The organism is Pantoea ananatis LMG 2665 (assembly GCF_000710035.2).
GTDB lineage: Bacteria > Pseudomonadota > Gammaproteobacteria > Enterobacterales > Enterobacteriaceae > Pantoea > Pantoea ananatis.
In genome coordinates this window covers 378,495-401,802 of the sequence record NZ_JMJJ01000006.1, presented here as the reverse complement: position 1 = coordinate 401,802, position 23,308 = coordinate 378,495, and the positions used below count along the sequence as shown (strand labels likewise).

The following is a 23,308-nucleotide window of genomic DNA, read 5'->3' as shown; positions in this document are numbered from 1 at the left end:
TGGCAAAAGGAGAAGATTAAGCGGTGCGGAACACAGAGACCATGTCGCGCAGATCGCTTGCACGTTTTGCCAGCTCGTCAGCAGAAGACGCCGACTGTTCAACCAGCACGGCGTTTTGCTGCGTGACCTGGTCCATCTGATTAACCGCAATATTTATTTGGCTTACGCCGCTGCTTTGCTCTTCAGAGGATGAGGAGATATCGCGAATCAACTGAGATGTCTGTTCAATTGCTTCGACGCTCTGTTTTACTTTGCTGCCGGCATCCTGCGCCAGCATTAAGCCCTCATTCGAATGCCCAACGGACTGCTCAATCAGGCCCTTAATTTCTTTCGCTGCGCTGGCCGAACGCTGGGCCAGCGCCCGGACTTCAGCGGCAACCACGGCAAAACCTTTGCCCGTCTCGCCCGCACGCGCTGCTTCCACGGCCGCATTCAGCGCCAGAATATTCGTCTGGAAGGCGATGCTGTCAATAACGGAGGTGATTTCTTCGATTTGCCCCGAACTGCTGCGAATTTTTTGCATAGTAGTCATTACAGAAGTCATCGCTTCGCCGCTCTTCAGCGCTGCGTTAGTGGCTGAAACCGCCATATCTGATGCGTAGCGCGTGTTGTCAGCATTCTGCTTGATGATAGAAGAGAGCTGCTCCATGCTGGCCGCGGTTTCCGCCAGTGAGGCCGCTTGTTCTTCAGTTCGGGAAGAGAGGTCGTTATTGCCCATCGCAATTTCTTCAGAGGAGTTTGCGATGGTTGACGCATTGTTTTTAATATTCGATACCAGAAGCGCAAGACGTTGCTGCATTTGCGAGAGCGCATTGAGCAACTCAGCAATTTCATTTTTACCTGACACGGTAATCGTCGTCGTTAAATCACCGGCGGCCACTTTACTGGCAAGTAAAACCGCTTCTTTTACCGGACGGGTAACGGACCGGCTGATCATCACCGCCACACATACGGCCAGCAAGGCCACGGCGATCAGTGAAGCCAGCAATATATATTGTGAACGACGACGTTGGTCGATTTGGTCGTTCAGTGTTTTTCCCAGCTGCAGGCTGAGTTTCATGCCAAGATCGTTATAAGTGTTAATAGCCTGGGTGAAGTCTTTTACATATTCAACAGGGGTAATTTGAACACGTTTTGTAATAAAGACATCTTCAGCCAGTTTAAGGACGCTGGCGGAACGTTGGAAAGCATCATTCGCCAGCGCGGTAAATTCAGATTTGAGATCCGGCTCTACGGCAAACGCTTTATTTAACACATTACTGAATTTTTCCAGCGCCGCATTACCCCCTTCAATCTGGTACTCCATCGTGCCGCGTGAAGAATCGGATGCGTTGGCACCCGCGGCAATCACAGAGGTACCGCTGGCTCTGATGCGTCCAAGCGTCTCGGTCAGTTCAGGTAACCGACCATAGATACTCATGATAAGTTGATACGTATTGAGGTCCGCGTCCAAAGAAAGACCATATAAATCAAGAATGTCCTGGTTGGTGTCCAGTAAGTTCTGAATCAGCAGCGCGTGATGCGAAAGGCTGGTAGCCAGCGTCAGTTTACCCGATGCAACATCTTGCTGAAGCTGAGACCAGGCGGCTTTGACGCCGTTGAAGCGCTGGGTCGGCTGCGCACTGGCATCATACTGGCGTAATTCTGCGGCAATAGTATCTGTCAGGGTATCTATCTGAGAGGCAAGTGCCAGGCGCGGCGCATTATCAGGTTTATTCAATGAAATGGCGATTGCACTTTCAGCACGGTGACGCTGAATCAGGTTAAGCAACGTCAGGATATCTTTTTCGACCGGTACGCCCTGCAGTTCTTGTTTCTTCGCATCAATAGCCTGATTACCCGTCTGGATAAATAAATAGGTGGGAAAGACAAATAATACCAACGCGAAAATCCCCAGGATCAGGAACTTAGTCGGCAGACTAATGTTATTGAGAATGTTTTTCATTTATTGAATTCCAGGTGAAATGGTGTTTTTTGATGAATGCCATCAAATATTATTCGTGTAATTTATTTATAATAATCTTTGTTAAATTTCTATTTATCAAGGCCTTGCGCGTGACTCTTGGTCACTATGTGTCTGTTGAAATGCGCAGGGGAAAATCTACTTTCCATAGTAGAGGAGATTATAGAATGTGGTGTGTTATTTTCCACGTTAGAAATGCACAATATTTTCTTTTGGATCCGGTTAAGCCAAATTAATATTTTTTCGATAACCTCAGGCTAATCATAAATAGGTATGTCCGGGGTTGTGATAAATGAAAACCTTTTCATTTATTAAAAAATACAAAAACAGTAAAGTTTTTAAAAAATGTGCCGATAATATCCCCGTTTAATTATTCTGTGTGTTTTAAAAAAGCGCCCTTGTCGGGATGCTGGCATGCGCATGCATAAAAATTAAAGTGATAACGCTCAACGCTACTCCATTTCTCTCGCGCAGCGCTAATTATGAATGGCGGCAGTCTGGCTCCTGTTATCTCACCCGCAAACCCAAACCTCAATCCAAACCCAAATCCAAACCCAAACCCAAACCCAAACCCAAATCCAAACCGTCATCGCTACCGGTTTCGTTGCCATGATAGCAGCGGTGATCGTCAGGCACAGCCAGTGACTTATCCTTTCGTTATCCTGTCCGTTGCACAAACCCACTCCCTGGACAGTCTGCGGGTCTTCCTGACCGGACAATCGCGGCTGACAGCAAAAATCCATAGCGTTAAGCCCATCAATCAGCAGAGTATGCCGCAGCAACGACGTTTTATATTATTTTTCTTAATCGAAAAGGAAGCATGGAATATTTTTTAATAAAGGGTTGGTTGGTGATATTTATTTTTTCATGGCGCGATAGAATATAAAGTCGCATTCGTCAAATTATTAAAGGAAATTATTATAATAACATGATTATCAATGTCTTACATTATTATAACTATTATTTATGATTTTTTTACTGTGGTTTTTATTATTTCAACCGATACCTGTTTCCTAACATAAACAGGAGTCCCCATGAAAATCTCTACGCGTCTCACTATCAGCTTTGGCCTGTTGATTACGTTATTCATTATCTGCACCTCGGTGGCCTATAACGGCCTGAATAATGCCCGTAATGGCATGGACAATGCCGTCAATGTCAAAATGAAGAAATACCGTCTGGGGATGGAAATGTACGGCGGGTTACGTGATATGGCCGTCATCGTTCGTAACCTTGCCCTGCTGACCGAAGCCGACCAGATGCAGAAGGAATGGCAGCGTATTGTCACGCAAAAAGCCCGTTATATTGAAAACCGCGAACGGCTTGCTGCCATGGTCGCCGAAGATTCAACCCCGCAGGCCCGGGAAGCCTTCGACAAGATCGTCAGCAGCGAAGGCCCCGTTCTGGCCGTGCTGGATCACGCAGGGCAGTTAGGCCTGCAAAATAAACAGCAAGAAGCGATAAGCTACCTGATAAAAACGGTCAGGCCGCTGCAGGGCCAGTTGCTGGAAGCCCTCAAGGAAATGACGAATATTCAAATGGAAGACAGTGAGCGGTCGGTTGAAAACACCAGTCAAAACGTTCACAGAGCAACCACAATCTTAATGATTCTGGCCTCGCTTTCCGTGGCGATTTCAATTGCGGCGGGCTTCATCATTACCCGAGTATTGATGCGCCAACTGGGCGGGGAACCGGCCCAGGCCCAGGCACTGTCTGCGGCCATCGCCAGCGGCGACCTCACAGCGCCGGTCATACTCCGCCACAACGATTCCAGCAGCCTGCTTGCCTCGCTGGCTAACATGCAGTCCAGCCTGCGAAGTCTGGTTACGCAAATCAAAGAATCGGCAGGTTCGGTCGCCTCCGCCTCAGACGAGATCGCCCAGGGCAATACTGAGCTGTCATCACGCACTGAACAGCAGGCCGCAGCCCTGCAGGAAACGGCGGCCAGTATGGAACAGTTGACCGCGACGGTGAAAAGTAATACTGCCAGTGCTCAGCATACCGCCACCGTTGCCAGAGAGGCTGCAACCCTGGCACGCACTGGTGAGTCAGAGGTGCAGTTGATGTCTCACACCATGAATGAAATCGCATCCAGTGCTACCAAGGTTCGTGACATCACCGGCGTGATTGAAAGTATCGCGTTCCAGACAAACATCCTGGCGTTGAACGCCGCTGTCGAAGCGGCGCGGGCGGGTGAAGACGGACGCGGATTTGCCGTTGTTGCCGGCGAGGTCAGAACGCTGGCGCAGCGAAGCGCCACCGCAGCGAAAGAGATTAAAGAACTTATCGAACGTGCCGTAGAGCAGGTGGACAGCGGCGTGCACGTCGCGGCCGGTACGGGTGAAAGCATCTTAAAAGTCGTGGGCATGGTGAACGAACTGGCGGGCGCAATGGATGAGATTTCGATGGCGTCCTCGGAGCAGATGCAGGGCATTTCTCAGGTCAGCATTGCGGTCAGCCAGATGGACGGGGTCACCCAGAATAACGCGGCACTCGTCGAAGAGTCTTCGTCTGCTTCGCAGTCCCTGTCTGAACAGGCACATTCATTACGCGGTATGGTTGAGGCATTCAGAGTGTAACGACGCGCCGAAGCGATGCGTCACGCCTGGCTGACCGTTCATTTATGCGGTCAGTCAGGCTATATGCGCCTGCGGCACGCAATGTTATAAAATCAATAAACAGCAGTTTTACAAGCGCTTATTGAGGATTTCTCCCGCCGCTGGCCGGGAGTGCCTGGGCTGTAAGGCAAATTCAGGCTTCCAGTGCGGGTGATTTTTTGTGTAAAGTAGTCAGCTGAACAGGGCGTTGCCTGAGATGACCCGGCAATGTTACTGCAGTGCCTTGCTGCAGCCAGCCCATGCTGATAAGGAGTTTTTAACCGTCATGCGTATCACGCCACCCTGAGTTTTATCCCTTCCCTGTCGTCCCGATCCCATTCGGACGCACCTCATTGACATCCCGTCTGTGGATGTGACGCTTTCTGTCTGAAATCTGCCCTTTTGGGCGAACTGCATTCAAAATTTGAGAAAATACTATGTTGCTGTCCTCGACGAGTAAGGACTGGCTGGGTAACGTCCGTGGTGACGTGCTGGCTGGTATTGTTGTCGCGCTCGCGCTGATTCCTGAAGCGATCGCTTTTTCTGCCATCGCGGGTGTCGATCCTCAAGTGGGTCTTTACTCCGCCTTCTGTATTCCGGTTGTCATGGCTTTTTTTGGTGGGCGTCCGGCGATGATTTCCTCATCCACCGGCGCGATGGCGTTGCTGATGGTGACGCTGGTCAAAACGCACGGGCTGCAGTATCTGCTTGCCGCATCGTTGCTCACCGGCGTACTTCAGGTCATTGCGGGTTACTGTAAACTCGGCAACCTGATGCGCTATGTGTCGCGTTCGGTGGTCACGGGATTCGTTAATGCGCTGGCCATTCTGATTTTCCTGGCGCAGTTGCCTGAACTCACTCATGTCACCTGGCATGTTTATGCGCTCACCGCCGCCGGCCTGGCGATTATTTATCTTTATCCACTGTTCGACAAAACACTGCCGTCACCGCTGATCTGCATTGTGATTCTGACGGCAGTTTCATTGTTTCTGCACCTGGATGTGCGAACCGTGGGCGATATGGGCAAACTGCCTGACAGCCTGCCCATTTTTCTGCTTCCCGACGTGCCTTTGAACATCGACACCTTGTTGATCATTTTGCCTTACTCCGCAGGTCTGGCCGTGGTTGGCTTGCTGGAGTCGATGATGACGGCGACCATTATTGATGACATGACGGACACCGCGAGCGACAAAAACCGCGAATGTAAGGGGCAGGGCATCGCCAACATCTGTACCTCCTTCATCGGCGGAATGGCAGGCTGCGCGATGATTGGTCAGTCGGTGATCAATGTAAAATCAGGCGGTCGTGGACGGCTTTCCACACTCACGGCGGGTATCACGTTGCTGGTGATGGTGGTGTTTCTGCGCCAGTGGGTATCTCAGATTCCCATGGCGGCACTGGTCGCGGTCATGATAATGGTTTCGATAGGTACCTTCTCCTGGCGTTCGGTGGCGACGTTACGCACCCATCCTCTCTCAAGCAGCGTCGTCATGATAGCTACCGTGCTGGTCGTGGTTTTTACCCATAATCTTGCCTTTGGCGTCATCGTGGGCGTGCTGATTGCTGCATTAAATTTTGCCACCAAAGTGGCACGCTTTATGGCGGTCAGTTCCACGCGATCAGGCGATTGTCGCCATTACGCCATTACCGGGCAGGTATTTTTCGCCTCCGCCGATCGCTTTGTCCGCAGCTTTGACGTTCAGGAGGATCTGGAAAAGGTGGTGATTGACGTAACCCATGCCCATTTCTGGGACATCACGTCTGTTAACGCGCTTGATCGGGTGGTGGTTAAATTCCGTCGGACAGGGGCGGATGTCGAGATTCGTGGCATGAACGAGGCGACAAAAACCGTTGTCGATCGTTTTGGCGTACATGACAAACCCGAAGAAGTTGAAAAAGTCTTTGGCGGACATTAACCGCATCGGGCCTGATGTTCAGGCCCGCTCTTTCTGTCACGCCGCGACACGCTGGAGTTTGCACGAATGGAACCGGGTTAGCAGCATTGCAGGTGCACTGTTCACTATTATGGTCATATCGACGCCATGGTTTGGTATTTCTCTACCGGAACAAGGCAGATATAACGGTAATGACCGAGCATCTGGATCACCTAGCGAAGCCGGGAGTCAACGTGCTGACCCAAAGACAAAAGGCATTAATTCATCTTTTAGCTTCTCAGGGCGAATGGCGCTCGGCAACAGATATTGCCCGGACGCTGAAGGTTTCAGCCAGTACGCTGCGCCGCGATGTGGATTCCGTTAATCACTATTTCGCCGACAAGGAGAGCCGAATCCTCAGCAAACCCGGGTTGGGATTGTTGCTGGAAAATGGCGTCGCCTTACCTGTGGATCTGCATGGGGAAGAGGTAAAAGGTTTGTTGAAAAATAAAAGGCTGGTCGCCATCACAACAGACTTGCTTACCTGTTCTCCATCACCGCTCACGCTGAGCGCATTGGCGGAAAAATATTTTATCAGCCGCTCTTCCATCGTGGCAGATTTACGAAAAATTGAGGTCTGGTTAGCGCCTTTTTCACTGCGCATCGCGCGTAGCCATAGCGGAACCTGTATTACCGGCAGCGACCGGGATATTCGTCTGGCGCTGAAAGAGATTATTACCTTCAGCGTGATGAGTGGTTACCCTGTCGCCGACAGCCGCATCGATCGTTTTTCGCGCGTTCAGCTGGTGGCGGAGTTTGGCAGCGACAATGTGGCCTGCTGCATTAATCTGATCACCTACATTGAAGAGGCGCTGCACTGCGCCATTAGCGAGCCCTATTATACCAACCTGTTTTCCCATCTGCTGGTGACGATTAAAAGAGCGCTTAACGGCACGCCACCCGCGCCAGCGGAGTCGGACATGGCAGGTTACAACAATCACGAATGGTCAGTCGCCCGGCAAGCGGTCAGATGGCTGGAGGAAAATTACGCGGTCTCCTTCGCGGCCGTTGAGGTTCACTATATTTATCAATACCTCATCTCGTCGGGGCGGCATCCGTTTAGCGCCGGTTTTCCCTCTCCATCGCACTACGACGAAGACGCTGTGAACTACGCCACGACCTTAATCACCCGGCTTTCTTCGTTATTAAGACAGAATATTGGCAGCGACAGCGTGCTGCTTAACGCGTTGGTGTCACATGTGAAGCCCATGCTTAATCGGCTGGCCTACCGCATTGTTATTCACAACCCGTTGCTGGACGAGATACGTAAAGAGTTTGCCGCGGTATTTAACGTCGTCAAACAGGCCGTGTTGCACCTTAATCAGCAGTGGGGGCTTCCGACAGCGTCGGATGATGAGATTGCCTATCTGACTATTTACATCCAGAACGCGTTAGAAAAGTGTCATGCAACTAAACGCGTCATGCTGGTGTGCTCCAGCGGCATTGGTACATCTCAGCTGCTTTCCAGCCGAATCAGCCGGGCCTTTCCCGAATGGGAGATCGTGGATATTGTGCCGGGTGCCCGCCTGAACGAAGCCATTAAGAAAGTCAGGTGCGATTTAATTATCTCCACGATCAGACTGGAGGAGACTGAACATCCTGTGGCCTATGTTTCTGCCCTGTTTTCAAACAGAGATGTTTTGCGGGTGATGGAGTGCCTTAATAAAGAAGATAATGCTAACGGAGTAACGGATGCATAATAAAATTGTTGTGGCCGATCTGTTAAGTCAGACCTGTGTTTTTATGAATCTAAATGCAAAAAATAAAGATGAGGTTATTGAGAAATTAACGCAAAGCTTGTGTGAATTAAATATTATCAGCAACAAAGAAGGTTTTATTCATGACGTCATGCTGCGCGAAGCATTAGGTTCTACCGGCTTCGAAAATCAGATAGCGATCCCGCATGGAAAATCGCAGTGGGTGAACGAAACCCGGATCGCGGTAGCCAAACTGGCGTCCCCCGTGGAATGGGAAACCATGGACGATTCGCCGGTCAGCCTCGTGATTCTGTTTGCGGTTAAAGAAGCCGACAGCGGCGCGGGACATATAAAACTACTGGCAAAAATTTCAATTGCCCTTGGCGATGATGAAGTCGTTGAGGCATTACTAAACGCAGAGACAAAAGAGGCCTTATTTAATTTATTAGTCAATAACACCCAGGAGTAAGCCTTTCACCGGGAGGGAAAATGAATATTATTGCGATTACCGCCTGTCCCACAGGCGTAGCACACACTTATCTGGCGGAAGCCAATTTAAAAAAGAGCGCAGAGAAAAAAGGCATAACGATCCTTGTTGAAACACAGGGTGCCGTTGAAAGTGACTATATTTTCACTGAAGAGGATATTAAACGTGCTGATATCGTGCTTATTGCCGCGGATAAAAAGATTGATTGCTCCCGCTTTATCGGCAAAAGCATGATTACCGTGTCCGTTACCCGAGCCGCGAGAGATGCCGATGGATTACTGGACGACATTTTATCCGGGGCCTTAACCGGCGAAATCTGTTCTGCCTCATCAGAAGACGTAACCTTGCAGGATAGAGACAAAGACAAAAAAGCGGCGCTGTCGAGCATCTATGTGCATCTGATTACCGGCGTCAACCTGATGATCCCCTTTGTCGTGGCTGGCGGGATATTAATTGCCCTCAGTTTTTCTTTTGGGATCACTGCCGCCACGCCAGGCGATCCCCTCTATAACCCCATTGCGAAGATGCTGTCCGATATTGGTGGCGGTGCCGCTTTTGCGTTAATGCTGCCGATTCTTTCACTGGGCATCAGCAAGTCGATTAGTGGCAATATGGGAATTGTGTCGGGCGCGGTGGGCGGCATGTTAGCCATTCATACCGGATCGGGTTTTCTTGGCGCCTTACTGGCGGGCTTTATGGCGGGTTACATCACGCTGCTCGTGGTGAAGTACATCAACTTACCCAAGGCCATTGCCGGACTCAAACCCATTCTGATTGTGCCACTGTTGAGCGTGTTCCTGACCGGTGCGCTGATGATTCTGGTCGTCGGCCAGCCCATTAAGCTGCTGTTACAGAGCCTGACTACCTTCCTGACGGATATGGGAAATGCCAACGCTGCTATCTTCGGATTGCTTATCGGAATGATGGTGGCTTTCGATATGGGCGGGCCGCTTAACAAAACCGTCTGTATGTTCGCGATTGGATTGATGTCGACCGGAATCTACGAACCCATCGCAGCATGTATGGCTGCGGGAATGGTTCCTCCCTTGGGCATTGCCCTTGCCACCACCCTTTTTAAAAAGAAATTCAGCGTTCAGGAGCGCGAAACCGGCAAGGTCACCTACGTGCTCGGCCTCTCTTTTATCACCGAGGGGGCTATTCCGTATGCCGTGGCGGACCCGCTTCGCGTCATTCCCGCCATTGTGGCGGGCTCGGGACTGGCTGGCGCACTGTCAATGATGCTCGGCTGTGCTTCCCGCGCACCGCATGGCGGGATCTTCGTTATGTTCATACCGAACGTCATTACCCATGTCTCAGCCTACCTGTTTGCCATTCTCGCCGGTGCGCTGTTTACCGCACTGATCCTCAGAGTGATTAAAAAAGATCATCCGCAACATTTACCGCAGGAGTGAATTATGTTGATAAATATGAAGGCGTTACTGAAGGTGGCGCAGGAGAATCAGTTCGGCGTCGGTGCCTTCAACATCGCCTCCGCTGAGTTTGCCCGGCTGGTCATTGAGGTGGCGGAATCCCTGCAATCTCCCGTCATCCTGGAAGTGCATCCCGATGAGCACGCTTTCGTCGGCGACAGTTTCATCGCCTATCTCAGGGAGCTGGCGGTTAACGCTTCCGTGCCGGTGGTGATTCATCAGGATCACGGCCAGACGCTGGCGCATATTTTAACCGCCATCCGCACCGGCTATACTTCGGTCATGATCGATGCCTCAGGCTTGCCATTTGAAGAGAATATCGCGCTGACGCGTGAAATCACCGCCATTGCCCACAAGGTTAACGTCTCGGTAGAAGCCGAACTGGGAACGATTGGCGTGGCAGAGGGGAGCGCGGAAGGGGGGCACAGTGAAATTCTCTATACCGATCCCGACCAGGCGGAGCGGTTTGCCAGAGAAACCGGAGTGGATACGCTTGCCGTGGCCATCGGCACGTCGCATGGTTTGTATCCTGCGGGTAAACAGCCTGTACTGGATATTGACCGTCTCAAAGCCATCAGACAGCGGCTGACAATTCCGCTGGTTCTGCACGGCGGCTCGGGCAACAAAGACAGCGAGGTCGCGGAGTCGATTAAGTATGGCGTAGGGAAAATCAATATCTCCAGCGATATGAAGAAGGCGTTTTATGTCGCGCTGCAGGAAGAATTGCAGTCAAACGGACATGAACCCAGCGCACTCTACGTGCGCCCGATGGCGGCGGCGAAAGCCGTTGTCGAGCACAAGATGCGGCTTTTCTCTTCAGCGGGGAAGGCCGGACTGTATTAAGCGTTAACGCTGGCGGTAACGGGCGAGCCACGGTTAAACCTGTATCGACCGGGGAGCCAACCTCAGCGATCAGCAAGCCGCTTTAGTGGGAACCCCTTGCCGCTAAGAGCGGAGCGGGCGGCCTGAGGCAGGCGGCCCGCGTTGTACCGCATTCTGTGAGTAACGCTGAGGCCGTGATAAGGCGTTGCCGTGCGCAAGACGCCGGTTTATTGAATTGTCAGAACCACGCGGCCAATCAGCCTGATATCATCAATCCCACAATCAAACGCTACGCCGATGCCGCTGACGTGCACCTTCCTGACCGGAATGCGCGTTAGTGTCCTGACGCTGGCGGTTCCTTCAATTTCGACCAACCAGACGCCGTCATGCATATCTTCAAAATCGGTATCGATGATGTACTGGGTGGTTTCCGCCAACAGTAAGAAAGCACTGCGCGGTTCCTGTTTCAATGGCGCGTATAACGCTTTATCCAGCATCACATAACCCGCTTCCTCGATTTTGCCGCTGATTAGCTTTTTTCTAATCAGCGTGGGCGTGTCGGGTTTGCTTTCAGAGAATTTTGAGCCTTTGCCTGTGATCAACCATTGCAGGTCTGCGCCCGTTTCCATCACGCACTGTAAAACGATATCTGAAGGAAAAACATCACGTTTATAGCGTGCAGACAGGCTACTTGCTGCAATTCCAAGGTGATCTGCAAGCTGCATTTTCATGGTAAAGCCGTAGGCATCGACAACGCGATCCAGAGCTTCTGCGCTCGAGTTCGGAAATTTGAAATTAGTATAAACGCTCATTTTTATTGACACTTAGATTTAGTCTAAGTATCCTCCAGTTTAAGTTAGCCTTTGAATGATGCAACAGGGTGCGGCTTTATCTGATAACTCAGGATTTTGCCTGATGAGGCTCATTTTTACAATCATCAAGCCAGAACCTTATTGTCGCAATGAGATGCAGGGCTAATGCAGTCAGCGCACGTGGAGAGGCGCGTAAAAGCGCGCTTTCAGGGTCGAAAGCGCTCTCAGGCCGCGGCTGGCGCAGCAACGCGCCCTGTCCGGGGCAATCTGGGGGGAAACCGTCTGCGCACCTGCCGTTTCGCTTAATGCTTAACGAGCGTTATGGATGAGACAGGCGCGAATCCGCCGCCAGTAAAACGTCACTGTAATAACGATGAGGGTATTGATTCGTCAAAACCCGCTGCAACGTTTTCGGAGGAGCCTATGAACCGCACCGTCCAGGTCATCAGTCAGTCATCTGCCGGGCCACGTTTCACCGCAGAGCAAGACTGCCACAGCGAAAAAATGACGTTTGATGCGTTTCGACAACACTGGCGCTTGCTGCGCGATCACAACCGAAACCCATCGCTTCGCTATTTTAATCGTCAAAATGATGACTTTAAATTTTGCGTATTAACCCTGGCTAACCGCGACTGCCCGGGCATGTTCAGGCTGGAAGACATTGGCAGGCCTTTCCAGTTTTTTGACCAGGCGCGCCGTGAGCACATCATTTTAGCAATGAATAAGCTGGCCCGCTGGGGAAACATGTTGCCGCGTCAGTTCTCAACGGCTGACTGCTTTCTGCCTGAATAAATAAATCACCCCTGACGTGATGACGTAAACCCGTCGGGCATGCCTTTGCCCAAAATCTGGAGAGAAATGATGAATAAAGAGACACATCCAATGAACGACGCCATGGCCTTTACCCTCAATAAACTGCTCGATAATGAGCGTAAAGCCTGCGCGCTGGCCGTGGCGAAGCGGCTGAGTGCGATGGCAGCGCACATTACGCGGCAGACGCTAAACGGCATCGAAGCAGCAGAGCTGTTGCGATCTGAAGCTGAGCGTTATGAAAACGAATCAGGTGAGATGCGCTAATGGCAGATGCAATCGATATTGCGCAGCAGCGCAGCGAGGAAATCCTGGCGCAAAATATCGCGCAGGTTACGCAACGTCCTGTGGCGATCGGCGCCTCGCTCTGTGAAGAGTGCGACGCACCGATTCCTGAAGCGCGCCGTCGTGCGCTGCAGGGCGTGACCCGCTGCCTCTCCTGTCAGGAGTTGAGCGAGCTGAGAGCACGTCTTCACTACGGGAATACGCGATGATGTCGTTCGCTTACCCGTGGAATGCCCCGCGGCTGGCGATAGCCAGCCCGTATCTGACCCATGACCAGCAGCAGCACCGTCATCGACAGATTGCGGCGTGGTTGCACGGACAGAAAATTCTTCGTGCCCAGCCCGGCATTGTCCAGATGGACGTGAAGCGTCGTCTTGCCAGTCTGGAGCAGCAGCAGGGAACAGCCCGGGCCAATGCCTACTTAGCAAAAACCTTTGTTGAGCGCACATTGCCACGTGTTGACGCTGTTAACCGACGTTATCAACTGCATGATATGCGCACGGGCGTTGTCGCACAGCTGACCCGCAGCATGTCATGCCCGCAGGGCGCAGCCAGAGCCGCCGGCACGCTGTGGGAACTGATGAAACGCTTTAACCGCCTTCCGGATATGTCCCGTGCCGACACTGATGTGCTGGCAGGGGATATCGCGCATTTCATTCACGCGGAGCTGGTGCAACTGCACACTCACGCCCAAACCGATACGGACTACCGTTATACCCACAGACTGTATATGACCGCGGCGGTGATCACCCGTGAGCTGGGTCAGACGCCGCCTTTATGGGAAACCGTCAGCGCCCGCGTATTCTACCCTGAAGCGGTGACCTCAGCCATTCTGCGTATGCAGGCGGAAAAATGGTGGAAAGGCCAGCTGCGTCGTATCAGTGCCTTCTGGCGTGAACATCTGCATATCGCCCTGGCAAACGTCAATAAAACGCATTCCCCTTATGCCAGCCTTATGGCCGTAGCGGAATGGCGTGAGCAACGCCGCCGTACCCGTGATTTCCTCCAGGGAATGGATCTGGAGGATGAAGAGGGCAACCGCATCAGCCTGATTGAAAAATACGACGGCAGCGTAGCCAATCCGGCTATTCGTCGTGCTGAACTGATGACGCGTATTCGTGGCTTCGAAACCATCTGTCAGGATATGGGCTTTCGGGCCTGCTTCTACACGTTAACCGCGCCGTCACGCTATCACGCGACCTTGCAGAGTGGTCACCGTAACGCTAAATGGACGGGGGCCAGCCCGGCCGAAACACAGCGCTATCTCTGCTCACTCTGGCAAAAAGTGCGGGCCAAACTGCACCGTGAAAAGATCAGTATTTTTGGTTTACGCGTTGCGGAGCCGCATCATGATGGCACGCCCCACTGGCATCTGCTGATGTTTATGCGCCCTGAAGACGTTAATCGCGTAGACGAGATCCTGCGCCATTACGCCTGCCAGCAGGACAGTGAGGAACTGAACAGCGCAAAGGCGCGCAAAGCCCGTTTTCACGTCGAAGCGATCGATCCGGCGAAAGGCAGCGCGACCGGCTATGTTGCCAAATATGTTTCTAAAAACATTGACGGCTATGCGCTAGAGGGCGAGCGGGATAACGAGAGCGGTAAACCGCTAAGAGAGACAGCGATGGCGGTGTCGGCATGGGCAGCACGCTGGCACATCCGCCAGTTTCAGTTTATTGGAGGTGCGCCCGTAACAGTTTATCGCGAACTTCGCCGCATGGCGGACACCGAAACCGCGCATGGCCTGAGCGTGGAATTCGCCGCGGTGCATGATGCGGCCGATGCCGGTCAATGGGCCGACTACATCAATGCCCAGGGCGGCCCGTTCGTTAAACGCGACGCGCTTGCGGTGCGCACCTGGTACCAGCCCGCCGAAAGCTGTAATGCGTTTGGTGAGGAAATCCAGTCAATTAAGGGCGTTTACGCCACTGCTGTTGGTGCTGATACGCCAGTCCTGACGCGGTTAAAGCTATGGAAGCTGGTGCCCAAACGTGCTGAAGATGCGGGCGACGAAAAAAGCCAGTCCGCTTCGTTGTCTTGGAGTTCTGTTAATAACTGTACGGATCTCGTAAGCCGTTTTTATGCCGGAAGTGAGGTATCTGGCGATCTGCGCACAGATCCGTGGCGCAGAGGTCACCAAGGCGAAAGGGCTTCCAGGTTTATCTGCCGGGCTTCGCCTTTACGCATTCCTGGCCCTGTTTCAGGCGACGACAGAGGCGATGCTTCTCCTGCGGCCCAGCCAACGGTGAGGATTTCTTTTTCGCCCTGACGTGATGAAAAGGCGGAGTGAAAACCTGCTGTTTTGGATAGGTAAATGAAGAAAATCTATTGATTTTTCTTACGCTTCTGGCGTAAGTGTGCCTTCACCTGTCTGGCAGGCAGTACAACAAAAGTTGATGCCTATCAACATGATATAATTTTTTACGAACTATCTTAAAACGCTTCCACAGTTAACGAATGCTATGCTACTGTATGTATGTACAGTATTTATTTGGGGGAGGGAATTGTGGGAAATGAATTACATGAGCGAGTCATGCTTGAACGCGTCGAACTTATCGCCAGGCTTACCAGTGAAGGAGCCTGCCGGGAGCGTGACAGGGAAATCGCGTTAAATTTGATCGCTGAAATCGCTGCGAACTACACCCTTTCCGATAACCACTTTTCTGTTGTCTTTGCGGCGACGCCTTTAAAAAAATCATGATGGCGACGCGTTCACTGTGACATCAGGACGGTTGTCCGTTGCCTGAGCCATCTTAACGGATGAGAGGGTTCAGGCGCCGGCAACAGCAAAACCGCGCCAGTGCGTTTTATCGCTGACATTGCGTCATGACCGACCGAAAACGCCGGGCATCTGCTGCCTGCAGGCGTGTGCAGCAACCCCTGTTCGCCAGGCGTAGTCTTCCCCCACCTTTACCGAATAACGTTATCCCGGCCGCTTTCCTGTCAGCGTTCGCGGCAATCTTTTGGTTACTGCCCCTTTCCTGTTGCTGGCTTACGACCTCTCCCGGTCGTCGCTGTGAAAGCAAATGTGCTCACGTCATCCCAGCGCTTTCGCGACCCTTCCATCGGCGCCCGCATTCAGGGTGTAAGCCTCTGCCCGCCCAGCCTTGAGCGGACGGCCTTGCGTTGAGCAAGCGCCTGCTGAGGCACACACTACTTCTGACAAGCGGCAGGCACAGCAATCTCTGGATCGCTCTGCGCGAAGGCCAATGCACATCGCGTATCCGGGTTATCCGGATTCGGCTTCAGGGCGGTTTGGTGGCCCGACGGTGCAATTCTCTGAACAGGTTTCTGTTGGCCAACGGGGCCTTTATTGCCTGTCACCACGACAGCGGATGTTCTCAACTTATCGCCTACTCGACCATGGCTTTTACGCTCATAAGGGGCCAATCAATGCTGATTTACGCACAACAGGAAGAAACCGTTGATGAGATCTGCTGGCGTTACTACGGACGCACGCAGCAGGCGGTTGAACAGGTTTATGCCGCCAATCCTGGCCTGGCAGAACAAGGCCCAACATTACCGCACGGATGCAGAGTGGTGTTACCGGAGCTGCCTCAGGCGGCCACGGGTGAAACCCTCAATCTGTGGGATTAGCGCCAATGGAAAAAATCAGTTCTCTGATTAATTACCTCATCGGGATCGTCCTGATGTGGTTTGGACGTCACACACCGCAGGATATCGCCTTTATGGTTGGCTCTGGCGTCGCCGTTTTGACCATGTGCACCAACGTTGCGACGTTTTTTATCAACTGGCACTACCGTCGCAAAACTTACGAGCTACAGCAGCGCAACTTACAGGGGCTTAACTTTGAGCCAGACCGCTAAACGTTGCGCCGTGGCGGCCGTACTGGCCCTGGCCGCGTTGCTACCGCAAATCAAGATGCTGAAAACCTCTGAAGCCGGCCTGAAGCTGATTGCCGATGCAGAAGGCTGCCGCACCTCGCCCTATCAGTGCAGCGCCGGCGTCTGGACCAACGGCATTGGTCACACGCAAGGTGTTACCCCGACCAGCGTGGTGAACGAGCGCCAGGCCGCAGTAAACCTGGTTTACGACGTGATGCGCGTTGAACGCGGGATCGACCAGTGCATGCCACGTGAAATGCCATTCCAGGTTTATGACGCGGTGGTGTCATTCGGTTTTAACGTTGGCGTGCACGCCGCCTGTCACTCAACGCTGGCGGGATTGATCAACAGCGGCCGCTGGCACGATGCCTGCCTGCAGCTTAAGCGCTGGGTATATGTCAAAGGCACCTACAACCCGGGCCTGGATAACCGTCGTCAGCGCGAAATGGCGTGGTGTTTAAAAGGAGCGGCATGATGCGACTGGTTGCACTGGCGATCGCCATTTTGCTTATTGCCCTGGGCTTAACCGGCTGGCGCCTTAGCGTGATGACTCATCAACGGGATGAGGCACAGCGCAGGGTGAGTACGCTGACGGCTGACGTCAGCAGCCGGGACAAGGCGCTGGCCCAACTCGATGCGGATATCCAGGCTAGCCGAAAACGCGAGGCGGCGCTGCGGTTGCTTCAGAACCAGGCCAGCGCGCAGGCGCTCCATCGTGAAACCATTATCAGAAGAGAAACCGATGCCAATCCCGCTTTACGTGCCTGGAGCGCTGCTGCTTTGCCTGCTGACGTTATCCGGCTGCACAGCCGTCCGGCCTTCAGCAATGCCCGAGATTATCTGGACTGGTTGTCCACGCGTGACAAGTTGCCCCATTCCGGAAAACAACCTGCAGACGCAGGGTGATTTGGCGGCGGATAACCGCCAGTTAGAGGCTGCGCTCGCATCGTGCGGGTTGCAGATTGAGATGATTAAAGCGTGCCAGGAGCAGCATGATGTTGAAAGTGACCCAACTACGCCAGGTGCTGATAAACAGCGTTCCGCTGCTTCAGCAAAATCCTGACAACCTGACGATAGCGATTCAGTCCGGAAACCTGGTTTCCACGCTGGCCAGCTCGCTGTCGTTTGAATACCACTTCCAGCTGGCCGTCACGATTACTGACTACGCAGAGGATATCGATCTGATCATGGTTCCCCTGCTGACATGGCTCCGGGAAAACCAGCCCGACATCATGGTTTCGGATGAGAAACGTCGCACCGGCTTTACCTTCACCCTTGAGGCAACCGGCGATGGGCGCAGTAAGGTGAATATCACTCTGCAACTGACCGAACGCGTCTGGGTTGAGCAGCAGAACGGCGCATTACACATCACGCATCTGCCAGAACCGGCTATGCCGGAAAATGTTGAGCGCCCCTGGCAGTTGTACATCAAAGGCAAGCTGGTCAGCGAATGGAAAACATAGCGATAACCCTTATCCGCTGACGCGCTGTTTAGCCATCCCTGGGTAAACGGCATTCGATTGCCGCTTTTCTCCTGCAACGAGAAACTAATGCCATGAACGAGCAAATATTAGAAATCAAGCGCTTGCTGCGCAACATGGTCCGCATTGGCACCGTTGCCGCCATCAATCTGGAGGCGGGAACCTGCCGGGTAAAAACCGGCGATAACACCACTGACTGGCTGCACTGGCTAAGTGCCCGGGCGGGAAGAACCCGTTCATGGAATGCGCCGTCGCCAGGCGAGCAGGTGCTGATCATAAGCCTGGGCGGTGAGCTGAACAGCGGCTTCGTGTTACCCGGCGTGTTCTCTGACGCCAGCCCGGCGCCCTCGGCCTCTGCCGATGCGCTGCACTACTCTTTTCCCGATGGTGCGGTCATTGAATACGAGCCTGCAACCGGCGCGCTGAAAGCCGAAGGGATTCAGACGGCGACGATCAAGGCGGCTGTCAAAATCCTGCTGGATACGCCAGAGGTGGAGTGCACCACGTTACTGAAAACCGCCACGCTGGAAGTGACCCAGGGCGGCACCATGAAGGGCGATGTGTCGCACAGCGGCGGCAGCTTCGCCTCCAACGGCAAAGTGCTGCATACGCACCAGCATCCGGGCGACAGCGGTGGCACCACAGGAGCACCATTATGACAACAGCACGCTACACCGGCATGAGCCGCGAAACAGGCGTAACCCTCGTTGAGCTGGAGCATATCCGCCAGTCCGTCCGTGACATTCTGACGACGCCGCTGGGATCGCGGGTGATGCGCCGTAACTACGGTTCACTGCTGTCGGCGCTAATCGACCAGCCGCAGAACGACCGGTTGCGCCTGCAAATCATGTCGGCCTGTTATATGGCGATTCTGCAGTGGGAGCCGCGCATCAGCCTGACTGCCATTAATTTTGAATCTGCGTTTGACGGCGGGATGGTGGTGGAAATCACCGGCAACCGTGCGGACACCGCGCAGGATTTTTCGTTAACCGTCCCTGTGAGTTGAATCATGCCTACTATCGACCTGAGCCAGCTGCCTGCGCCAAACGTGGTGGAAACGCTGGACTATGAAACGCTGCTTGCCGAACGCAAAGCCACCTTGATTTCGCTCTATCCTGCAGACGAGCAGGCATCGGTTGCCCGGGTTCTGGCGCTGGAGTCCGACCCGCTGGTGAAACTCCTGCAGGAGAACGCCTACCGGGAAGTCATTCTGCGTCAACGCATCAACGAGGCGGCCAAGGCGGTGATGGTGGCCTGGGCCAACGGCAGCGATCTGGATCAACTGGGCGCCAACAACGGCGTGACGCGGCTGGTGCTGACGCCCGCGGATAATACCGTTACGCCGCCGGTTGAGGCGGTAATGGAGCGGGATGAAGACTTCCGCGCCCGCATTGCAGCCGCGTTTGAGGGGCTGAGTGTTGCGGGGCCGTCCGGTGCTTACGAATTTCATGCACGCAGCGCCGATGGCCGCGTAGCCGATGCTTCGGCTATCAGTCCCTCTCCCGCCAGCGTCACGATTACCGTGCTGTCCCGCGAAGGCAACGGTGCGGCGGGCAGCGACCTGCTGGCGATCGTGAATGCCGCGCTAAATGACGAAGATGTTCGTCCGGTTGCCGATCGGGTCACCGTCCAGTCGGCTCAGATTGTGGATTATCGCGTTGACGCCACGCTGTATTTGTATCCCGGTCCCGAGGCGGAGCCCATCCGTGCCGCATCCGAGGCGAAGCTCAAGGCATTTGTAAACACCCAGGCACGTTTAGGCCGCGATATTCGCAAGTCTGCGCTGTATGCCGCGCTGCATGTAGAAGGTGTACAGCGCGTCGAACTGGCCCAGCCGGTGGCCGATGTGGTGCTGGATAAAACCCAAGCCGCGTTCTGCACCGGCTACCAGATCACGGTAGGAGGTTCCGATGAGTAAACGCCTGCTGCCAACGGGTTCATCAGCCTTGGAAGTTGCCGCGGCTGAAGCCTGCGCAGCGCTGGAATCCATTCCTGTTCCTTTGCGCCAGTTATGGAATTCGCAGACCTGTCCGGTAGAGCTACTGCCTTACCTGGCCTGGGCCTGGTCGGTGGATCGTTGGGATTCGGGCTGGAGCGAAAGCACGAAACGCAGCGTGGTTGCTGCATCGGAATATATCCATAAACACAAAGGCACGATTGGCTCTCTGCGACGTGTGGTGGAGCCGATTGGCTACCTGATTCGCTTCACCGAATGGTGGCAAAACGATGGCATCCCCGGAACCTTTCGCATTGATGTCGGCGTGCAGGAAGCCGGGATTGATGAGGCAATGTACAACGAGCTGGAGCGGTTAATTGCCGATGCGAAACCGGTCAGTCGCCATTTGACTGGACTATCTATCAATCTGGATTCAAAGGGGTCTTTACCTGTGACAGTCGCCAGTTATAGCGGTGACGAGTTAACCGTCTACCCCTACAGACCTTGAATAACACCGCGGGCGGTTCGAGTTATACCGTGCAGCGATCCATCTTAATGACCTGACGGAAGTGAGAGCATGACAACGAAATATTTTGCCCTACTGACCAATCAGGGCGCGGCAAAGCTGGCCAATGCCGCGGCCCTGGGAACCCAACTGCAGATTACCCAGATGGCGGTGGGTGACGGCGGCGGTGTTTTGCCTACGCCCGATCCTGCGCAGACCAAACTGGTGGGCGAAAAGCGCCGTGCCGCGCTGAATTCGCTGAAGGTGGATGCCGCGAACAGCAGCCAGATTATCGCTGAACAGATTATCCCTGAAGGCGAAGGCGGCTTCTGGATCCGTGAGATTGGCCTGTATGACGCCGATGGCGTGCTGATTGCCGTTGCGAACTGCGCGGAAACCTATAAACCGCAACTACAGGAAGGCAGCGGCCGTACTCAGACTGTACGTATGATTTTGATCGTGAACAGCACCAGTGCTGTAACGTTAAAGATTGACCCGTCTGTCGTGCTGGCCACGCGCCAGTATGTGGATGACAAAGTCATCGAGGTAAAAGCTCACACCGACGATGTGATGAAGAAGCATATCGATGCGGCGAATCCTCACGGCCAGTATTTGCAAACGGCCAAAGCGTTGGCAGAAATCAAAGATGCGGGGCTGGTGATTCAGGCTCGAAAAAACCTCGAATTAGGTAGTGCGGCCTTAAGTGATTTGCAGACATCAAAAAACGACGTTACTGCTGGACGAGTTTTGGTCAACGGTGGCGCAGTTGCAGTTCAAACGGTTGCTGCCAGTAGTGTTGAAGGGTTCGAGTACAAGGACGCCAACGATTTACCAGCAAATGCGGTTAGTTTCGTTTATACGTCTGCAAAAAATTCACCCGGCTTTGATGGTTCATTACTAAGCTATGCCGGGCTTAATGGTGATTACCAAGTACAGCTGTCTGTGGAATATCAAACGGGTAACCGTATTGCTTTTCGCGGAATGAATGGTGACGACCAGCAATGGCAGAAATGGAATCAGTTCTACCATACTGGCAACAAACCTACGGCAAGAGACATAAATGCGGTTCAGGCGGGCGGCGGTGAGGGAATGGCCTCTGAGGGAACTAACCAAATAATTCTGGGTTGGGATAGCCACAAACTTGTTGGTCAGGTTGACAGCTATTCGCTAGGCGCCATGTTTTATGAAAAAAATCCACCGACTCCAGCACAGGTGGGGGCCATTCCGGCAACTGGCGGGTCTGTAGCGTATCTTGATGGTGCGGAACATTACGCTACACAGAATGCCAGCTGGCCTGCATCCGGTGCTTATGCTGACCAATATAAAGATCCGAGAGCGCCATTCGTTAAGCCATTTGGATATGCCGCGCCCAGAGGTAATAGCTGCTATTCCCCCATCATTAAAGGCCTCATACAAACTGAAGGGTTAGGGTATGGGACTTCAGTCAGTTTTGGTGCATTGACGTTGGGTGACGGCCATTTTGCTAATGGTTGTATTCACGTCATAGGTGATAATGGCTTCTCACAGGCATGGTTGTTTGATCCTCACACAGGTAATTTTAACTCGCCGGGTGCTGTGTATGTTGGCGGATCTGTAATTGATACAAATGGCAACATTAATGGAGCGGCCTGGGGAGGATGGCTGAGCGACTGGCTTAATACGCAATTATCTGGTCGTGATAACAATATTAGTAATCGCGCCACTTGGTCTTATGTTGACCAGAACTTTGTACGAGACATCAGGTTAGTCAGTAGGGGCCAATTGCTCACAGATGGAGTGATGGCTGAAGCTCCCGGAGGAGCAGTTATTACTGGTGGTAATGGTAACGAAGGTAGTCAATTAGGATATATGTATTTTCGCTACATGCAAAAATACGTTAATGGCAACTGGTATACGGTGGCATACGCATGAAAAAATACGGACCATTCAAAATTTATACACCTGCGCAAGATACGTCTTCGGATGAATTAGCGAAATACATTAATGCTCAATATATTAGTACTCCTGATGGGATGGATTGGTATAAACTACAGGCTACTTTTAATGAAAAAATGCTGAAAGTGGTTTATATAGATTCAGGTGTTATTACACAGGCCAGTTATGACATTAGTGCGTTATGGCCAGTAGATGCCTTTATTGCTGAAATACCGCTAGATCGAGTCCCTGAAAATTTTACCATTCCACTATCTGGACAGGAATGGCAGTTCGATGGTTTCAATATTGTCCCTAGAATTTATACGCCAGAAGAGCAACAACGGCAAGTGCAAGCTGAACTTGCCCAGAAGCTTGCGCGCGCGGCGACCGCAATAGCGCCATTACAGGATGCAGTAGATTTAAATATGGCTACAGATGAAGAAGCAGCACGTTTGCTTACCTGGAAAAAATACAGGGTGGCTCTCAATCGTGTTGATACTACTAGACCTGTCTGGCCAGAGGTGCCTGCTTAATACAAAGTCAGTGAGTGATTGCCATTTTCTTAAAATTTCAATCACTCATTTCAATCCTTCAAAATACCCATTGCTTATGATTAAAGAAATACATTGAGTGCGCTCATTTTATTTTATTTAATCGCCTTTTGATTGATTTATGTGGTTTATGGTAGGGTGTGTTATTTTTATTTTTAGTGTTTTTTGATTGGTTGGTATTATATTTTATTAATGAGCGTTCGCTTTCAATTACTTCTTCTCTTTTGCCTTCATACTCT

Annotated in this window: 25 protein-coding genes and 1 pseudogene; 24 read left to right on the top strand and 2 right to left on the bottom strand. The window is 52.6% G+C overall.

Features of this window, described 5'->3' with window-relative positions; genetic code table 11:
* Positions 1–16 precede the first annotated feature (16 nt).
* A complete protein-coding gene (locus EL29_RS15380) occupies positions 17–1,945 on the bottom strand; it encodes a methyl-accepting chemotaxis protein (protein WP_014594668.1) in 1,929 nt (642 codons plus the stop codon).
* Positions 1,946–2,445: 500 nt separating this feature from the next.
* Between EL29_RS15380 and EL29_RS23150 the strand changes: the two genes are divergently transcribed.
* The 7 genes from EL29_RS23150 (at position 2,446) to EL29_RS15345 (ending at position 10,951) form a co-directional block, all read left to right on the top strand.
* Positions 2,446–2,799, top strand: a complete 354-nt coding sequence (locus EL29_RS23150) for a hypothetical protein (protein WP_232285064.1) — start codon at positions 2,446–2,448, stop codon at positions 2,797–2,799.
* Positions 2,800–2,997: 198 nt separating this feature from the next.
* On the top strand, positions 2,998–4,542 hold the full coding sequence (locus tag EL29_RS15370; protein WP_013027297.1) for a methyl-accepting chemotaxis protein: 1,545 nt from the start codon (positions 2,998–3,000) through the stop codon (positions 4,540–4,542).
* Between the two features lie 455 nt (positions 4,543–4,997).
* Positions 4,998–6,476, top strand: a complete 1,479-nt coding sequence (locus tag EL29_RS15365; protein WP_013027296.1) for a SulP family inorganic anion transporter — start codon at positions 4,998–5,000, stop codon at positions 6,474–6,476.
* Positions 6,477–6,688: 212 nt separating this feature from the next.
* The gene (locus tag EL29_RS15360; RefSeq protein ID WP_235193335.1) at positions 6,689–8,194 is read left to right on the top strand and encodes a BglG family transcription antiterminator; all 1,506 of its coding nucleotides are present in this window, start codon (positions 6,689–6,691) and stop codon (positions 8,192–8,194) included.
* Complete coding sequence (locus EL29_RS15355) at positions 8,187–8,660, top strand: PTS sugar transporter subunit IIA (protein WP_014594664.1); 474 nt, start codon at positions 8,187–8,189, stop codon at positions 8,658–8,660. The genes EL29_RS15360 and EL29_RS15355 overlap by 8 nt, the downstream gene beginning before the upstream one ends.
* 20 nt (positions 8,661–8,680) lie before the next feature.
* The gene (locus tag EL29_RS15350) at positions 8,681–10,090 is read left to right on the top strand and encodes a PTS fructose transporter subunit IIC (RefSeq protein ID WP_028715825.1); all 1,410 of its coding nucleotides are present in this window, start codon (positions 8,681–8,683) and stop codon (positions 10,088–10,090) included.
* A 3-nt stretch (positions 10,091–10,093) separates the two neighbouring features.
* Positions 10,094–10,951, top strand: coding sequence for a ketose-bisphosphate aldolase (locus EL29_RS15345; protein WP_014594662.1), 858 nt, complete (start codon positions 10,094–10,096; stop codon positions 10,949–10,951).
* Between the two features lie 206 nt (positions 10,952–11,157).
* On the opposite strand, the gene EL29_RS15340 is transcribed toward EL29_RS15345, so the two are convergent.
* Entirely contained in the window at positions 11,158–11,742 is a 585-nt protein-coding gene (locus EL29_RS15340) for a phage repressor protein CI (protein ID WP_014594661.1), read from the bottom strand.
* 423 nt (positions 11,743–12,165) lie between these two features.
* Between EL29_RS15340 and EL29_RS15335 the strand changes: the two genes are divergently transcribed.
* The 17 genes and pseudogenes from EL29_RS15335 to EL29_RS15260 all read left to right on the top strand — a co-directional run bounded on the left by EL29_RS15335 (position 12,166) and on the right by EL29_RS15260 (position 23,051).
* The gene (locus tag EL29_RS15335) at positions 12,166–12,534 is read left to right on the top strand and encodes a hypothetical protein (protein WP_014604958.1); all 369 of its coding nucleotides are present in this window, start codon (positions 12,166–12,168) and stop codon (positions 12,532–12,534) included.
* Between the two features lie 66 nt (positions 12,535–12,600).
* On the top strand, positions 12,601–12,819 hold the full coding sequence (locus EL29_RS15330) for a DUF2732 family protein (protein WP_028715824.1): 219 nt from the start codon (positions 12,601–12,603) through the stop codon (positions 12,817–12,819).
* Positions 12,819–13,046: a TraR/DksA C4-type zinc finger protein gene (locus EL29_RS15325; RefSeq protein ID WP_014594660.1), complete on the top strand. Its 228-nt coding sequence runs from the start codon at positions 12,819–12,821 to the stop codon at positions 13,044–13,046. The genes EL29_RS15330 and EL29_RS15325 overlap by 1 nt, the downstream gene beginning before the upstream one ends.
* The gene (locus EL29_RS15320; RefSeq protein ID WP_028715823.1) at positions 13,043–15,106 is read left to right on the top strand and encodes a replication endonuclease; all 2,064 of its coding nucleotides are present in this window, start codon (positions 13,043–13,045) and stop codon (positions 15,104–15,106) included. Before EL29_RS15325 ends, EL29_RS15320 begins: the two co-directional genes overlap by 4 nt.
* Before the next feature lie 237 nt (positions 15,107–15,343).
* Complete coding sequence (locus EL29_RS15315; protein ID WP_015699478.1) at positions 15,344–15,538, top strand: hypothetical protein; 195 nt, start codon at positions 15,344–15,346, stop codon at positions 15,536–15,538.
* 692 nt (positions 15,539–16,230) lie between these two features.
* Positions 16,231–16,434, top strand: coding sequence for a tail protein X (locus EL29_RS15310; protein ID WP_014604961.1), 204 nt, complete (start codon positions 16,231–16,233; stop codon positions 16,432–16,434).
* A 5-nt stretch (positions 16,435–16,439) separates the two neighbouring features.
* Positions 16,440–16,664 (top strand): HP1 family phage holin, encoded by a 225-nt coding sequence (locus EL29_RS15305; protein ID WP_014604962.1) that lies wholly within the window; start codon positions 16,440–16,442, stop codon positions 16,662–16,664.
* Positions 16,648–17,157, top strand: coding sequence for a lysozyme (locus tag EL29_RS15300; RefSeq protein WP_028715822.1), 510 nt, complete (start codon positions 16,648–16,650; stop codon positions 17,155–17,157). Before EL29_RS15305 ends, EL29_RS15300 begins: the two co-directional genes overlap by 17 nt.
* Complete coding sequence (gene lysB / locus EL29_RS15295) at positions 17,154–17,588, top strand: Rz-like lysis system protein LysB (RefSeq protein ID WP_015699480.1); 435 nt, start codon at positions 17,154–17,156, stop codon at positions 17,586–17,588. The genes EL29_RS15300 and lysB overlap by 4 nt, the downstream gene beginning before the upstream one ends.
* On the top strand, positions 17,470–17,745 hold the full coding sequence (gene lysC / locus EL29_RS23145; RefSeq protein ID WP_227008744.1) for an Rz1-like lysis system protein LysC: 276 nt from the start codon (positions 17,470–17,472) through the stop codon (positions 17,743–17,745). Before lysB ends, lysC begins: the two co-directional genes overlap by 119 nt.
* A complete protein-coding gene (locus EL29_RS15290; RefSeq protein ID WP_028715821.1) occupies positions 17,675–18,145 on the top strand; it encodes a phage tail protein in 471 nt (156 codons plus the stop codon). The genes lysC and EL29_RS15290 overlap by 71 nt, the downstream gene beginning before the upstream one ends.
* Positions 18,146–18,237: 92 nt before the next feature.
* Positions 18,238–18,822 (top strand): phage baseplate assembly protein V, encoded by a 585-nt coding sequence (locus EL29_RS15285; RefSeq protein ID WP_013027279.1) that lies wholly within the window; start codon positions 18,238–18,240, stop codon positions 18,820–18,822.
* A complete protein-coding gene (locus tag EL29_RS15280; protein WP_013027278.1) occupies positions 18,819–19,169 on the top strand; it encodes a GPW/gp25 family protein in 351 nt (116 codons plus the stop codon). The genes EL29_RS15285 and EL29_RS15280 overlap by 4 nt, the downstream gene beginning before the upstream one ends.
* Before the next feature lie 3 nt (positions 19,170–19,172).
* Complete coding sequence (locus EL29_RS15275) at positions 19,173–20,081, top strand: baseplate assembly protein (RefSeq protein WP_013027277.1); 909 nt, start codon at positions 19,173–19,175, stop codon at positions 20,079–20,081.
* A complete protein-coding gene (locus EL29_RS15270; RefSeq protein ID WP_019104865.1) occupies positions 20,074–20,607 on the top strand; it encodes a phage tail protein I in 534 nt (177 codons plus the stop codon). The genes EL29_RS15275 and EL29_RS15270 overlap by 8 nt, the downstream gene beginning before the upstream one ends.
* A gap of 69 nt (positions 20,608–20,676) precedes the next feature.
* Positions 20,677–21,303 (top strand): annotated as a pseudogene (locus EL29_RS23140) (phage tail protein); the annotation flags it as partial.
* A gap of 1,208 nt (positions 21,304–22,511) precedes the next feature.
* Positions 22,512–23,051 (top strand): tail fiber assembly protein, encoded by a 540-nt coding sequence (locus tag EL29_RS15260; RefSeq protein WP_019104863.1) that lies wholly within the window; start codon positions 22,512–22,514, stop codon positions 23,049–23,051.
* The last annotated feature ends 257 nt before the right edge of the window (positions 23,052–23,308 follow it).

Coding starts and splice junctions, on each gene's coding strand:
- EL29_RS15285 (WP_013027279.1), top strand. CDS start 18,238: ATGAACGAGCAAATATTAGAAATCAAGCGCTTGCTGCGCAACATGGTC.
- EL29_RS23150 (WP_232285064.1), top strand. CDS start 2,446: ATGAATGGCGGCAGTCTGGCTCCTGTTATCTCACCCGCAAACCCAAAC.
- EL29_RS15345 (WP_014594662.1), top strand. CDS start 10,094: ATGTTGATAAATATGAAGGCGTTACTGAAGGTGGCGCAGGAGAATCAG.
- EL29_RS15350 (WP_028715825.1), top strand. CDS start 8,681: ATGAATATTATTGCGATTACCGCCTGTCCCACAGGCGTAGCACACACT.
- EL29_RS15340 (WP_014594661.1), bottom strand. CDS start 11,742: ATGAGCGTTTATACTAATTTCAAATTTCCGAACTCGAGCGCAGAAGCT.
- EL29_RS15270 (WP_019104865.1), top strand. CDS start 20,074: ATGAGTAAACGCCTGCTGCCAACGGGTTCATCAGCCTTGGAAGTTGCC.
- EL29_RS15280 (WP_013027278.1), top strand. CDS start 18,819: ATGACAACAGCACGCTACACCGGCATGAGCCGCGAAACAGGCGTAACC.
- EL29_RS15365 (WP_013027296.1), top strand. CDS start 4,998: ATGTTGCTGTCCTCGACGAGTAAGGACTGGCTGGGTAACGTCCGTGGT.
- EL29_RS15330 (WP_028715824.1), top strand. CDS start 12,601: ATGATGAATAAAGAGACACATCCAATGAACGACGCCATGGCCTTTACC.
- lysB (WP_015699480.1), top strand. CDS start 17,154: ATGATGCGACTGGTTGCACTGGCGATCGCCATTTTGCTTATTGCCCTG.
- EL29_RS15380 (WP_014594668.1), bottom strand. CDS start 1,945: ATGAAAAACATTCTCAATAACATTAGTCTGCCGACTAAGTTCCTGATC.
- EL29_RS15370 (WP_013027297.1), top strand. CDS start 2,998: ATGAAAATCTCTACGCGTCTCACTATCAGCTTTGGCCTGTTGATTACG.
- EL29_RS15310 (WP_014604961.1), top strand. CDS start 16,231: ATGCTGATTTACGCACAACAGGAAGAAACCGTTGATGAGATCTGCTGG.
- EL29_RS15355 (WP_014594664.1), top strand. CDS start 8,187: ATGCATAATAAAATTGTTGTGGCCGATCTGTTAAGTCAGACCTGTGTT.
- EL29_RS15335 (WP_014604958.1), top strand. CDS start 12,166: ATGAACCGCACCGTCCAGGTCATCAGTCAGTCATCTGCCGGGCCACGT.
- EL29_RS15305 (WP_014604962.1), top strand. CDS start 16,440: ATGGAAAAAATCAGTTCTCTGATTAATTACCTCATCGGGATCGTCCTG.
- EL29_RS15290 (WP_028715821.1), top strand. CDS start 17,675: ATGATGTTGAAAGTGACCCAACTACGCCAGGTGCTGATAAACAGCGTT.
- EL29_RS15275 (WP_013027277.1), top strand. CDS start 19,173: ATGCCTACTATCGACCTGAGCCAGCTGCCTGCGCCAAACGTGGTGGAA.
- EL29_RS15260 (WP_019104863.1), top strand. CDS start 22,512: ATGAAAAAATACGGACCATTCAAAATTTATACACCTGCGCAAGATACG.
- EL29_RS15325 (WP_014594660.1), top strand. CDS start 12,819: ATGGCAGATGCAATCGATATTGCGCAGCAGCGCAGCGAGGAAATCCTG.
- EL29_RS15320 (WP_028715823.1), top strand. CDS start 13,043: ATGATGTCGTTCGCTTACCCGTGGAATGCCCCGCGGCTGGCGATAGCC.